The following is a 13,186-nucleotide window of genomic DNA, read 5'->3' as shown; positions in this document are numbered from 1 at the left end:
GCTTAGGGTCGTGGTGGGAGGTGGTGGGCCGGATGCGCCGTGGAGCCCGCTTGACGGTCGCCGTCGCCGTCGCGGCCACGCTCGCCGCGGCCCGGGACCCGGCCGCGGTGGACAGCGGCGGCGCGGCCCCCCTCGTGGTGCCGATCGCGCTGGTCGCCGCGGGCCTTGTGGTCGTCGGCTACCTGGCGCGGCACGGGCTGCGCCGCCGCTACCGGATGGTGGCGCTGCGCTGGTCGGGGCGATCGACCGAGCCGCCCACCCAGTCGCACGACCCGCCGCTCGACGAGTTGGACCGCCGGGCCCGTGGGCTGCTGATCGAGACCGACGACACGGTCCGCACCCGTGCCGAGGCGTACGCGTACGCGCCCGGCGCGCCGCCGCCCGCGCTTGGCCGGGCCGCCACCCGAACGGCGGAGGCGCTGCGGATCCGCTTCCGGCTCGACGAGCCGGCGCTCGCCCGCAACGACCTGGAGCGCCGCCGGCTGCTCGAGGAGATCGAGCTGCGCTGCGGCCAGGCCGGGGAGGCGTTGGCCGCGGCCCGGCCCGAGGTGGACGAGGCGGCGGTGCGGGCCGGCGTCGCCGAGCTGCCGGGCCGGATCGCGGCGGCCGATGAGGCGCTGCGGCGGCTGACGGAACGGTTCGGGACCGACGCCGTGGGGCCGGTGGCCGGCCATCCGGCGACTGCCAGGGCGCGGTTGGCCCAGGGGGCCGAGGCGCTGGACACGGAAGGCCCCGCCGCCGCGGCGGCTCCGCTGGCGGGGGCCGGGCTGCTGGTGGACGGGGTGAGCAGGTGGGCGGACGAGGTGGAGCGGGCCGCGACCGTGTTCGTCCAGGCCGCCCTGGAGACCGAGACGGATCTGGCCGAGGCCGGGGGTGAGCACGCGCTGCGCGAGGTGTCGGCGCGGGCCGAGGCCGCGCTGGCCGAGGCGCGCGCGCTGGTGGCGGGCGACCCGTTCGGCGCGCTGCGCCGGCTCGGCGGGGCCGACGCCGTGCTGGCGCGCGAGCTGGCGTCGCGGCGGGAGCGTGAGGACCGCAACCGCAGGGCTCGTTCGCTGTTCGAGCAGGCGCTGCTGACGGCCGCCGCCACGCTCGCCGCGGCCCAGGACCATCTGACGGCGCACCGCGAGTCGGTGGGCACTCCGGCGCGCACCCGGCTCGCGCAGGCGGCTCACCTGCTGGAGCGCTCCTGGGATGTGGCCCACAACGACCCGGCGACGGCGCTGCCGATCGCCTGGCGGGTGGACGCCCTGGCGGCCGAGGGGAGCGCGTTGGCGCGGCGCGACACCGGCGAGTCGGGGCCGGTGGCCTGATCTCTGTTCGAGCGGTGATGTGCTGGCGTATGGTCTGGCATATGCAGATGGGGGGTGATGAATGAACGGGACCAACCTGCAGCCGTGGCAGGTGATCCGGCAGGACGAGAACGGCAGCCGCTACCGCATAGGGCACTGTGCCACGCGAGCCGAGGCGCAGCGCCTCATCCAGCGCCTCCGGCTGAGCTCCGGCGCACGCCCCGCTGACGGCAGCGCCCGCTATCTGGTCGAGCGCGTCGAGCTGGCGCCCCGCGCACACCTCTGACAGCACAGACATAATCGGGTGGAAGGGATATTCGGCCCAGCACCCGACGGGGGCGCAGAGCGTGAGCACAGAACCCGGCAGTCCGAACGCCCCCGGCGCGCTTGGTGAGTCGCTGCGCGTCGGCATGGTGCTGCTGGACGCCGACGGCCGGGTCCTGCTCTGGGGCCCGATGGCGGAGACGATGCTCGGTTGGGACGCCACTCAGGCCGTCGGGCACCTGCTGGCCGGCCTGATCCCCACCGACCGCCCCGCCGACCCCGGCCATGAGCTGCTTGACACGCTGCTGCGCCACCGCCGCTGGACCGGCCGGCTCACCCTGCGCCACCGCGACGGCCGCCCCGTCGAGCTCAGCGGTCGCGCCGAGCTGCTCGACCACCCGAACGGCACGCCGCTCGTTCTCGCCATTCTGGTCGAGAACGAGCGCGTCCAGGCCGTCGAACAGGACCTCGCCACCCTGGACGGCCTGTTCACCGCCTCCCCGCTGGGCATCGGCGTCTTCGACACCGAGCTGCGCTACGCCCGGGTCAACGACGCGCTGTCCCGGCTGGCCGGGCTCTCCGAGGCCGAGCTGCTTGGCCGGACCACGCTCGACGTGCTGCCCCCGAGCATGGCCCAGCGGGTCCATCGGCTCCAGGCCGAGGTGCTGCGCACCGGGCAGCCGGTGACCGACCTGGTGGTCCCCTCCCCCGACGGGCTCGGCGCGCGCTCGCTCTCCGTCGGGCGGATCACCGACCGGTCAGGGCGCCCGATGGGCGTCACCAACATCGTGCTGGACATCACGGAGCGCCGCGACGCGCAGACCAAGATCGAGCGAGCCAGGCAACGGCTCGCCCTGCTCGACGACGTCGGCGGCGCCATCGCCGACCTGCTCGACGTGCGGCGGATCGGCGAGGCCCTGGCCGGCGCCATCGTGCCCCGCTTCGCCGACCTGGCGGGCGTCGAGCTGCTGGCCGTCGTCGCCTCGGGCGGCGAGCCGCCGACCGCCCACGACCGCGCGCGGGGGCCGCTGCTCCAGGTCGGCCTCGCGAGCGTCGCCCCGCACCCCGAGTTGGAGCGCGTCCTGCGGCAGGGCGAGGAGGCGTTCGAGCCGGCAGGCCCTTTCCTGCGCTCCGTGCTCGACACGGGCGTGCCCTTTCTCGCCCAGACCAGGGCCGAGCTGAGGGCCGCCACCTCGCAGGACGAGGTCGTCGCGGAGCTGGTGCGCGAACTGGACGTCAACTCGCTGATCACCGTGCCGCTGCGGGCCCGCGGCACGGTGCTCGGGCTGCTGGTCATCACCCGCAGCGGCCACCGCCCGGCCTTCGACGGCGAGGACCTGGCGCTGGCCATGGAGCTCACCGCCCGCGCCGGGATCACCCTGGACAACGCCCGGCTCTACGCCAGGGAGCGGGACGCGGCGCTCACCCTGCAGCGCAGCCTGCTGCCGCAGACGCTGCCCGAGCAGCCGGGGGTGCGGTTCACCCACCGCTATCTGCCGGGCAGCCGGGGCACCGAGATCGGCGGCGACTGGTTCGACGTGATCCCGCTGGTCGGCGGCCGGGTGGCGTTCGTCGTCGGCGACGCCACGGGCCACGGGCTGCAGGCCGCGGCGGCCATGGGCCGGCTGCGGACGGCGGTGCGCACGCTTGCCGCGCTCGACCTGAGCCCGGCCCACCTGTTGGCCCGGCTCAACGACGCGGGCCGGGACATCGCGCCGCACCTGGACGACCCGCTGATGGCCACCTGCCTGTACGCCGAGTACGACCCGCTGAGCCGGGAGTGCCGGCTGGCCAAGGCCGGGCACCTGCCGCCGGTGCTGGTCGTCCGGGACGCGGACAGCGGCCGGTGGACGGCAAGACCGCTCGACCTGCCGTCCGGGGCGCCGCTCGGCGTGGACGGCGTGCCGTTCGAGGAGCTGTGCGTCGACGTGCCGGAGGGCTCCGTGCTGGTGCTCTACACCGACGGGCTGCTCGAGACCAGGGACGGCGACATCCTCACCAGGGTCGACGAGCTCTGTGAGCTGCTGTGCGGTCTCGTCGGGGAGCTCACCGACGCCGAGGCCGCCCTCGACGGGGTGTGCGACGCGGTGATCGAGCAGATGCGGCCCGCGATCAGCAGCAGCGAGTCGGACGACCTGGCGCTGCTCGCCGCGCGGCTCGGGAGCCTGCCCGAGGACCGGGTGGCCACCTGGACCTTCCCGGCCGACCCGGCGATGCTGCCGGCGATCGGCGGGACGGTCGACCACCGGCTGCGGGAGTGGGGGCTCGGCGGTCTCGCCGAGCGCGCCGGGCGGCTCGTCGACCGGCTGCTCCGCGAGGCGATGGCCGGCACGGGCCGTTCGGTGGCCGTGCGGATGGTGTACGGCGCGTCCCTGATGGTCGAGGTGACCGCGCGCACCCCCGAGCCGGGCTACCGGGACGGCGGCGAACAGCTGCTCGCCGCCCACCAGGCCCGCCGCTGGGGCATCAGGCACGGCCCGATCGGCCCCGCCGTCTGGTTCGAACTCCCGCTGCCCGACGGCTGGTCGGGGGCCGGCCGAGACGACCAGGTCCCGCCCGGGCCTGGCTAACGGACCGGCAGGTGGTAGCCGACCCGGAACCGGTCGGCCGGGATCACCACCTCCGCCGTCTCCACCGGCAGGCTGCCGGCCCTGAAGGTGCGGAAGACCACCAGCATGGGATGGCCGGGCAGGCCGCCGAGCACCCGGGCCTCGGCGGCCATCGCGGGCCGGGCGCCGACCTCCTCCGCCACGTTGTCCACCGTCACGTCGATGGCCGCCATCCGCTCCACCACCCCGCGCCCCGCCAACGGGCCCTGCTCCGGCAGCATCACCGGGGTGCGGCCGGTGATGCGCAACGGCTCCCACGAGGTGGAGAGCATCACGGGCTCGCTGCCGGTGCGGAACACGTAGTGCGTGCACATCACCTGCTCCCCCGCCTCGATCCGCAGCCGCTCGGCCACCGACGGCGGCGCCTCGATCCGCTCGCTGTGCCCCTCCCAGGTGCCGCGCACCCGCTCGTCCGTCTGCTCCTGACGGAACGACGAGCAGTCGCCCAACGTGCGGTAGCCGCTGCGCGAGACGACGCGCGGCGCGGGCCGCTCCCGCACGTATGTGCCGGAGCCCGACCTGCCCTCCACGAGCCCCTCGGCCATCAGCACCTTCCTGGCCTCGAGCGCCACCGTGTCGGAGACCCCGTAGGTGGCGCGGATGCTGGCCTGTGAGGGCAGCCTGGTATGTGGCGGCAGGCTGCCGTCGACGATCTGCTGGCGAAGGTCGTCCGCCACGCGGAGATATGCGGGCTGCTCACCGAACGGCACAGGCCCCTCCCAGGGGTGCTCCCGTCTCGCGTTGACAATCGGCAACAGCTTGACAACAGAGCGTCGCCAACGGCAAGGGACGGCCAAGGTTTCACCCGAAGTGATGACGGCGGTTCGCGCGCCACGTGAGGCGGTCCCCCGCCGGCAGCCGGCCGGTACCGCTGAGGCGACGGTGCCTTCGGTGCAAGAATGTGCGCCCTGTACGGTCGGCCGGCCATCGGGCGGCGCCGACCCAATCCATGACGGAAGGGACCATCAGCCAGCATGAGCGCGTCAGGGGGAACCAAGGCGATCGTCGCCGCGTTGACGGCGAACCTCGCCATCGCGGTGGCCAAGTTCACGGCGGCCGCGTTCAGCGGCTCGTCATCCATGCTGGCAGAGGGCGTGCACTCGGTCGCCGACTCGGGCAACCAGGCCCTGCTGCTGCTCGGCGGCAAGCGCGCCAAGCGGGCGGCGAGCGAGGAGCACCCGTTCGGCTACGGCCGCGAGCGCTACATCTACGCGTTCCTGGTCTCGATCGTGCTGTTCTCGATCGGCGGCGTCTTCGCGCTCTACGAGGGCCTCGAGAAGATAAGGCACCCGCACGAGCTCGACCACTGGTACTGGCCGGTGGGCGTGCTGGTGTTCGCCATCATCGCCGAGACCTTCTCGTTCAGGACCGCCATAAAGGAGTCCAACGAGGTCCGCGGCACGCAGTCCTGGGGCCGGTTCATCCGCACCGCCAAGGCGCCGGAGCTGCCGGTGGTACTGCTTGAGGACCTGGGCGCGCTGCTCGGCCTCGTGCTGGCGCTTGGCGGCGTGCTGCTCTCGCTGGCCACCGGCGACGGCGTCTGGGACGGCGTCGGCACCCTGTGCATCGGCGTGCTGCTCGTGATCATCGCGGTGGTGCTGGCCGCCGAGACCAAGTCGCTGCTGCTCGGCGAGGCGGCAGGGCCCGAGTCGGTGAAGAAGATCCGCGAGGCGATCGTGGACGACGACACCGTCACCCGGGTCATCCACATGCGGACCCTGCACCTCGGCCCCGACGAGCTGCTGGTCGCCGCGAAGATCGCGGTCCAGCGCGGTGACGACGTCGGCGAGGTGACCGACGCGATCAACGGCGCGGAGACCAGGATCCGGGAGGCGGTGCCGATCGCCCGGGTGATCTACCTGGAGCCCGACATCTACCGGGAGCCGGCGGAGCCAACCGAGTCCGCCTGAAGCCTGAAGACCGAGGACAGACGCCTGACGCCGGCCCGATCGGATCGGGTCGGCGGGTGAGGGGCCCGTGCCGTCGCCGGAGCGGGCCCCTGCCGCTGGCCTCCCGCGGGTCAGAACTGCAGGGCCCAGGAGCTCAGGTGCCCCTCGTCCGCGCCGGCCTCGTCGGCGATCCGCAGCGTCCAGGTGCCGTCAGCGGCGACGCCCGAGCCGCTGAAGGTCCACGTCGAGTCGAGGTTGTCGGCGCTGCCGCCGCTGCGGTTGTGCAGGTTGCGCACCGTGCCGTCAGGCTGGATCAGGTCCACCGTCAGGTCGCCGACGTAGGTGTGCACGATGTGCACCTCCACCTGGAAGGCGCCGGTCAGCGTGCCGACTCCGGTGACGTCGATGGTCGAGGTCGAGGTCGTGTAGTCGGTGATCGGGACCTGGGTGGTGCTGCCGAAGCGCGGGCCCGAGGGCGGCGGGGGCGGGCCGCTGCCCTCGTCGCCGACGTGCAGCAGCGCGTTGACGGTGTTGCCGGGGACGCCGGACAGCCGGTTCCACACCGCGTTGTTCCGCAGCGCTGACGAGACCTCGGCCGGGGTCGCGGCCGGGTTGTCCGCCAGGTAGAGCGCGACGGCGCCGGCGACGTGCGGGGTGGCCATCGAGGTGCCCGAGATGGTGTTGGACGCCGAGTCGCTGGTGCTCCAGGCCGAGGCGATGGAGGTGCCGGGGGCGAAGATGTCCACCACGGACCCGACGTTGGAGAAGTCGGACCTGGCGTCGGCGCTGGTGCTCGAGCCGACGGTGATGGCCTCGGAGACCCGAGCCGGCGAGCGGGTGCTCGCGTCGACGCCGTAGTTGTTGCCGGCGGCGACGGTGTAGGTGACGCCGGCGGCGACGGAGTTGCGGACCGCCTGGTCGAGCACGGTGTCGACGCCGCCGCCGAGGCTCATGTTGGCGACGGACGGTCCCTCCGCGTCGCCCGTGACCCAGTCGATGCCGCCGACGACGCTGGCGGTGGTGCCACCGCCCGAGTTGTCGAGCACCCGGACGGCCACGATCTCGGCTTCCTTGGCCACGCCGTAGGTGGCGCCGGCGACCGTGCCGGCCACATGGGTGCCGTGGCCGTGGCCGTCGACGGCGCCGTTGTTCCAGTAGTCGTAGCCGAACCGGGCCCGGCCCTCGAACTCCTGGTGGCTGAGGCGCACCCCGGTGTCGATGATGTACGCGGTCACGCCCGCGCCCTCGTTCCGGTAGGTGTAGCCGGCGTCCAGCGGCAGGTCGGCCTGGTCGATCCGGTCGAGGCCCCAGGACGGCGGGTTGGGCTGGGTGTCGGCCAGCTCGAACCGCTGGTTCTGCACGACCTCCTCGACCCCGGGCTCGGCGGCCAGCTCCAGGGCGTCCTGCTCGCTCATCTCGGCGGCGAAGCCGTTGAGCGCGTGCCGGTAGACGTCGGTCACCTCGGCGTCGTGTCTCTCGGCGAGCTCCTCGGCGTTGTCCGAGGCGGCTTCGATGCCGCCGTCCTGGAGGAGGACGATGTAGCTGTCCTCGATGGTGCCCTCGGCGCCGAGGTTGCTGATCACGCCCACCGGCTCGGCGGCCTGGGCCGTGGCCGGGATGGTCACGCCGATCCCCAGGGCGAGCAGGGCGGCGGTGGCCACCGTGCCGCCGAGCCGCGAGCGGCGGGGAGTTCGCGTCACTGCCATCAAGGTTCCTCCTGATCAGTGGTGCGCACGCACAGCAGAAGAGCCATGCCCATGTCAATTCCACGTCGACTGCCGCAGACATGACGATCTCTTGAATGGTCCGCCGCGGTAAAGGAATTGACAAGGGCGCACGGCGATTCGACACGGTCGCGACATGCTGGTGAAGCATCAGTTCTGTTTGTGAACCTTCGCTCCGGCGTCGCACCTGGGCCCGGCGACGGGGCCACGGGGGTCAGGGCCCTCGCCCGAGCCGGCGTACCAGTGGGCGAAGCTCGCGGCGCCGGGGCCGGGAACGGCGAGGTCGCGAGCGCGCTCGCGCCTGAGCAACAGGTGGAACGCGGCGTCCGCCGGGGAGCCTGGCGGCAGGTGCAGCAGGCTCAGCAGACGGTCGGAGAACTCCTGCACCCGCCAGGCCTCGGCGACCCGGCGCCGCGCGTAGCCGCCGAGGGCCTCGTCGCGGGCGGCGCCGTCCCGGAGCCAGCCGATCAGGGAGCGGGCCGCGTCGGCCGCGTCCGCGACGGCGAGGTTGAGGCCCTTGGCCCCGCTCGGCGTCAGCACGTGGGCCGCGTCCCCGGCCAGCAGCAGCCGGCCGCGCCCGACCGTCGGCCTGACCAGGGCCCGCATGCGCAGCACGCCGACCTCGACCACCTCCTCGACGGTCGGCGGATCGGCCGCGCCCACCATCCGGGCCGCGAACCTCCGGCGCACCAGCGCGGCCGGCCACCGCGCGGCGTCGGTGCCCGGTGGCACCTGGAGGTAGAGCCTGGCCTGGTGGCCGGCGCGCGGCATCAACCCGGCGAAGCCGTCCGCGTGGACGGCGTAGACGACGCCCGCCACGGGCCGGTCGACCCGCACCGACGCCGTCAGCCAGTCGTAGGGGTAGCGGAAGCCGACCGCGTCGGCGGCCGACAGGGCGGCACCGCCGACGCCGTGCGGCCCGTCGCAGCACAGCACGACGTCGCAGACGAGCTCGACGTCCCGGCAGGGCACGCGCGGGCGTCCCTGGAGGTCCACGACGCCCTGGGCCGGCTGCTCGAACAGCGGCGGGCGCCCCAGCGCGTACAGGGCGCCGACCAGGTCGCGCACCAGCCGCTGCTGCGGGTAGACCCAGTGCCGGAAGCCGCCGGAGAGCCGGCCGTAGTCCACCCGGATCCGCTCCCCGCCCACCACCATGTCGCACCAACCGTGCCGGGTGCCGCCGGCGAGCAACCCGCCGGCCAGGCCCTGCCGGCACAGGAACTCCGCCACCCGGTGCTCCACCAGGCCGGCCCTCGCGCGCCGCTCGACCACGGCGCGGGGGTCCCGCTCCACCAGCCGGACGTCGATCCCGGCGCGCAGCAGGAGCAGGGCCGCCGTCAGCCCGGCCGGGCCGGCCCCGACGACGCCGACCTGGGTGGAGACCCGGCGGGTCACGCCTTGGCCGGCCGCTCGTAGGAGGGTGGCCTGGCAAGCCCGAGCAGCCAGCCCCAGTGGGAGCCGAGGCGTTGCTCGGCGAACCGCACGGCGCCGTAGTAGGCGGTGCCGCCGGCGGCGGTCAGCGCCGAGGTCACGGTCGCGTTGTCCAACTCGACGCCGACGCGCGCCGCCTGCACCACGGCCCAGGAGGCGGCGTACGGCACGAAGGTGCGCCAGAGGCTGGCGAGCCAGTCGTAGACGGGCATGGGAACTCCGATCCGCGGGGAGGGATGAAGGGGTCGCGGCCACCACGCGCACGGCCGCTACCAGCCTTTTCCCCGTGCCGACAGCCCGGTCACCGATCGGAGTGGGTGACCGCGGCAGGCACGCGCCCCTCGCGCACGCCGATGGCGCGCGCGGCCGGCGCGGGCTCCCCCCGCGCGACGGCCCTGAAGAGCTCGACGGCGCGCAGCGCGGCCTGGTTGCCGGCGACGGCGCCGTCGATCGCGATGGCCACCTGCCGGACCGGGGTCGGCGCGACCAGCGGCCTGACCACCAGGCCGGCCGGCAGGTCGCGGGCGGCGAGCCGCGGGATCACGGTGACGCCGATGCCGGTCGCGACCAGGGGCAGCGCGGTGCGGTAGTCCGGCGTCCACACCTGGAAGCGGGGCGCGAAGCCCGCCCGCGCGCAGGCGTCGAGCAGCACCCGCCGGCAGGGGCCGTCGCGGTGCTCGTTGTCGATCCAGGGCCGCTCGGCGAGGTCGGCCAGCGGCACCTCGGGGCGCGCGGCAAGCGGGTCGTCGGCGCGCACGACCAGCACGTAGGGGTCGGAGGTGAGCCGGCTGACGACCGTGCCGGCGGGCGGCGGGGCGGCCACGTCCTCGACGAACACGTCGATGTCGTGCCGCGCCTCGGCCAGCTCGGCCATCCGCAGTTCCAGCCGCACGTCGGGGAACTCGGCGCGCAGGGCCTCGACGACCGGCGGCAGCCAGGTTGCGCTCACCGAGGCCACATAGCCGATGGACAGGCTGCCGACCCGACCGGCGCGCAGGTCGTCCACCAGGCACTCGAGGCGGCCCAACTCCTCGAAAAGACGCTCCGACTCGGCCGCCAGGGCGCGCCCGGCCGCCGTCGGCTCGATGCCACGCCCGACCCGCTCCACGAGGCGCAGCCCGGTCCCTCGCTGCAGGGCCGCGAGCTGCTGGCTGACGGCCGATGGGGTGTACCCGAGCGCGGCCGCGGTGGCGCGCACCGAGCCGGTCGCGACGACGGTGCGGAGCAGACGGAGCCGAGGAAGGTCAAGCATGCCGGTCATCGTACAGCGAGGCTTAACATTCGCTCCGCATCATTCGCTTGTACTGTCCTGTCCGCGCGCTGACGATGGCCGGGTGACCACCGAATCTCCCGCCGCTTCCGCCGCTCCCACCACCACTCCCGCCACCACCGTCGACCTGCCGAGCGCGGCCGCCGCCCTGGTGGCCGTCGTGCTGTGGGCCTCGGCGTTCGTCGTCATCCGCGACGTCACGTCGACGATCTCCCCGGCGCCGCTCGCGCTGCTGCGCCTCGCGGTCGCCGCCGTCGCGCTGACGCTGGCGGTGGCCGTCCGCGGCCGGCGGGCGCTGCGCCGCCAACGCTGGTCGCGCGGCCCGCTGCTGCTGATCGGCGGCTACGGCGTGCTGTGGCTCGCCGCCTACACGGTCGCGCTCAACGCCGCCGAGCGGCACGTGGACGCCGGCACCTCGGCGCTGCTGGTCAACCTGGCCCCGCTGCTGGTCGCCGTGGGCGCCGCCGCCACGCTGCGCGAGCGTCTCTCGCGGCCACTCGTGCTCGGCGGCCTGGTCTCGCTCTCCGGTGTCGCGATCATCACGGCGGGCACCGGCGACGGCCAACGCGACGGCGTCGGCGTGCTGCTCTGCCTGCTCGCCGCCGCGCTGTACGCCGGGGGCGTCCTGCTGCAGAAGCCGGCGCTCGAACACGTCGACCCGCTCACCGCGATCTGGCTCGGCTGCCTCGCCGGCACGGCGGTCCTCCTGCCGTGGGCCCCGCGGCTCCTCGACGAGCTGGCGGCCGCTCCGGGGAGCGCCGTGGCCTCCGGCGTCTACCTCGGCCTCTTCCCGACCGCGATCGGCTTCTGGGTCTGGTCCTTCGCGCTGCGCCGCACCGACGCCGGCCGCCTCGCCGCCAGCACCTACGCGGTGCCCGCGGTCTCCGTCCTGCTCTCCTGGCTCGTCCTCGGCGAGTCCCCCACCGCCCTCGCCCTCACCGGCGGCACGGTCTGTCTCCTCGGCGTCGCGATCTCACGCCGCCGCGGCGCCGGCCGCTGACCGGAACCACGCGCACGCGTCTCGCCCCCATAACCGAGCAACCCGAACAAGGGACACAAAGGTATGCTTCACGGAAAATCGGGTGACGCAACCGAACCACCAGGGAGCAGGACACTCACGGGACGCGCCCCCCTGTCCTGAACTCGCCTGTTCGACACGGGATTTTCGGCCACCGCCGCTCGACGGCACACCGCACACCATGCGGACCGGGATCGATATCCATCCGTTGCCTCGCGGTTACCCGAGACCAGGGGGTTGACCTGCGGCGGGACCCTTCTTACTGTGCCTCCACCGTTTCACGCATGTGAAGCGTGTTCATGATGATGAACGCCGGGAACGGAGTGGGGCCATGAGACGACCTTCCACCGCACGAACGACCACGATCCTGCTCGCTTCCAGCGCCCTGCTCGCTGGCCTGACTGGTTGCGGATCTGGATCGGATTCGGACAGCGCGGACGGCGGCGGCACCCTCGAGGTCTGGACGCGCAGCGGCCCCGAGGCAGCCGCCACCTACGAGCGGGTCTTCGAGGCGTTCACCGAGGAGACCGGAATCCAGGTCGACTACCAGGCCGTGCAGGAGTTCGACACGCAGATCCAGAGCCGGGCCGCCGCCCGAGACCTCCCCGACGTCTTCATCAACGACAGCGCCGCCCTCGGCACCTACGTCTCGCAGGGCTGGGTCGTCCCCGTCGACCCGGAGTCCATCTCCGGCCACGACCTCGTCTCGGACGCCAACTGGGACGTGACCGTGGGCCTGGACGGCGAGCACTACGGCATACCCTTCTCGCGGCAGGCTTTCGTCACCTTCGTCCGCAAGGACTGGCGGGAGCAGCTCGGTCTGCCGGTGCCCGAGACCTGGGACGACATCTCGGCGCTGGCCGACGCGTTCGCCACCGAGGACCCCGACGGCAACGGCGACGACGACACGTACGGCATGGTCGTCCCTGGCAGCACCGAGCGCGGCTACCTCGCCTGGTGGGCCTCCTCCTACATCTGGCAGGGCGGCGGCGACTTCGTCACCTCGACGGGCGACGGCACCTACGAGGCCGCCTTCGACTCGTCCGGCACCCGTGAGGCCGTCTCCTGGATCCAGGAACAGTTCTGCACCACCGGGCACGTCCAGCCGGGGGCGCTCACCGCCACGACCGCGGACTCCACCCAGTTCGTCGAGGGCCGCGCCGGCATCTACGTCACCGGCCCCTACAACTTCGCCAGCTACGACGAGCAGCTCGGCAGCGACCTCTTCGAGGTCATCCCCACCCCGGCCGGCCCGGGCGGCACCGCCACCCTCGCCGAGGGCGAGAACGTCTACCTGGCCGCCGGCTCCGACATGACCGAGGAGCAGCAGCGCCTGGCCGAGTACCTCATCTCCGCCGACGCCCAGCGGATCGCGATGGCCGTCGACACCACCGACAACAGCCAGCCCGTCGTCCGTCTCCCGGTCAACACCGACCTCGACGCCGGCGAGCTGCGCGACGACGAGCGCTGGAACCTCGTTCAGGAGCAGTACGACACCGACGTGCGGACCTTCCCCTCCGCCATCGACTTCACCCCCGTCAAGCAGGCCGTCGCCGAGGGCCTCAACATCCTGCTCTCCGACTGCGGCAACGACGTAGGCGAGGCCGTGACCAGCATCAACGAGGCAATCACCGCCGAGCTGGAAGCCCAGGACGTCACCCAGTGACCACGACCACCACCCCGCCCCCGTCC

General features: G+C 73.6%; 10 protein-coding genes and 1 pseudogene. 6 read left to right on the top strand and 5 right to left on the bottom strand.

The window, feature by feature from the left end:
* The 3 genes and pseudogenes from E1265_RS23270 to E1265_RS23260 all read left to right on the top strand — a co-directional run.
* Nucleotides 1-1,310 (top strand): annotated as a pseudogene (locus E1265_RS23270) (hypothetical protein); the annotation flags it as partial.
* 61 nt (nucleotides 1,311-1,371) lie between these two features.
* Nucleotides 1,372-1,575: an SPOR domain-containing protein gene (locus E1265_RS23265; RefSeq protein ID WP_132932943.1), complete on the top strand. Its 204-nt coding sequence runs from the start codon at nucleotides 1,372-1,374 to the stop codon at nucleotides 1,573-1,575.
* A 61-nt stretch (nucleotides 1,576-1,636) separates the two neighbouring features.
* Nucleotides 1,637-4,123, top strand: coding sequence for a SpoIIE family protein phosphatase (locus E1265_RS23260; protein ID WP_243741039.1), 2,487 nt, complete (start codon nucleotides 1,637-1,639; stop codon nucleotides 4,121-4,123).
* Here the strand turns inward: E1265_RS23260 and E1265_RS23255 are convergent.
* Nucleotides 4,120-4,872 (bottom strand): GntR family transcriptional regulator, encoded by a 753-nt coding sequence (locus E1265_RS23255; RefSeq protein ID WP_132932942.1) that lies wholly within the window; start codon nucleotides 4,870-4,872, stop codon nucleotides 4,120-4,122. The genes E1265_RS23260 and E1265_RS23255 overlap by 4 nt on opposite strands.
* A gap of 264 nt (nucleotides 4,873-5,136) precedes the next feature.
* On the opposite strand from E1265_RS23255, the gene E1265_RS23250 reads away from it, so the two are divergent.
* A complete protein-coding gene (locus tag E1265_RS23250) occupies nucleotides 5,137-6,072 on the top strand; it encodes a cation diffusion facilitator family transporter (RefSeq protein ID WP_132932941.1) in 936 nt (311 codons plus the stop codon).
* A gap of 110 nt (nucleotides 6,073-6,182) precedes the next feature.
* Here E1265_RS23250 and E1265_RS23245 read toward each other — a convergent pair whose 3' ends face one another.
* From E1265_RS23245 to E1265_RS23230, 4 genes are all read right to left on the bottom strand, one after another.
* On the bottom strand, nucleotides 6,183-7,757 hold the full coding sequence (locus E1265_RS23245) for a S8 family peptidase (protein ID WP_132932940.1): 1,575 nt from the start codon (nucleotides 7,755-7,757) through the stop codon (nucleotides 6,183-6,185).
* Nucleotides 7,758-7,925: 168 nt separating this feature from the next.
* On the bottom strand, nucleotides 7,926-9,170 hold the full coding sequence (locus E1265_RS23240) for an FAD-dependent monooxygenase (protein WP_279571456.1): 1,245 nt from the start codon (nucleotides 9,168-9,170) through the stop codon (nucleotides 7,926-7,928).
* A complete protein-coding gene (locus E1265_RS23235; RefSeq protein ID WP_132932945.1) occupies nucleotides 9,167-9,418 on the bottom strand; it encodes a hypothetical protein in 252 nt (83 codons plus the stop codon). Before E1265_RS23235 ends, E1265_RS23240 begins: the two co-directional genes overlap by 4 nt.
* Before the next feature lie 89 nt (nucleotides 9,419-9,507).
* A complete protein-coding gene (locus E1265_RS23230; protein WP_132932939.1) occupies nucleotides 9,508-10,458 on the bottom strand; it encodes a LysR family transcriptional regulator in 951 nt (316 codons plus the stop codon).
* Nucleotides 10,459-10,540: 82 nt separating this feature from the next.
* Between E1265_RS23230 and E1265_RS23225 the strand changes: the two genes are divergently transcribed.
* Nucleotides 10,541-11,476, top strand: a complete 936-nt coding sequence (locus E1265_RS23225; protein ID WP_243741038.1) for a DMT family transporter — start codon at nucleotides 10,541-10,543, stop codon at nucleotides 11,474-11,476.
* Nucleotides 11,477-11,825: 349 nt separating this feature from the next.
* The gene (locus E1265_RS23220; RefSeq protein WP_132932937.1) at nucleotides 11,826-13,160 is read left to right on the top strand and encodes a sugar ABC transporter substrate-binding protein; all 1,335 of its coding nucleotides are present in this window, start codon (nucleotides 11,826-11,828) and stop codon (nucleotides 13,158-13,160) included.
* The last annotated feature ends 26 nt before the right edge of the window (nucleotides 13,161-13,186 follow it).

The organism is Streptomyces sp. 8K308, assembly GCF_004348315.1.
Classification (GTDB): Bacteria; Actinomycetota; Actinomycetes; order Streptomycetales; family Streptomycetaceae; genus Streptomyces.
The sequence above is the reverse complement of the archived record's forward strand: the minus strand, read 5'-3'. Positions and strand labels throughout refer to the sequence as shown.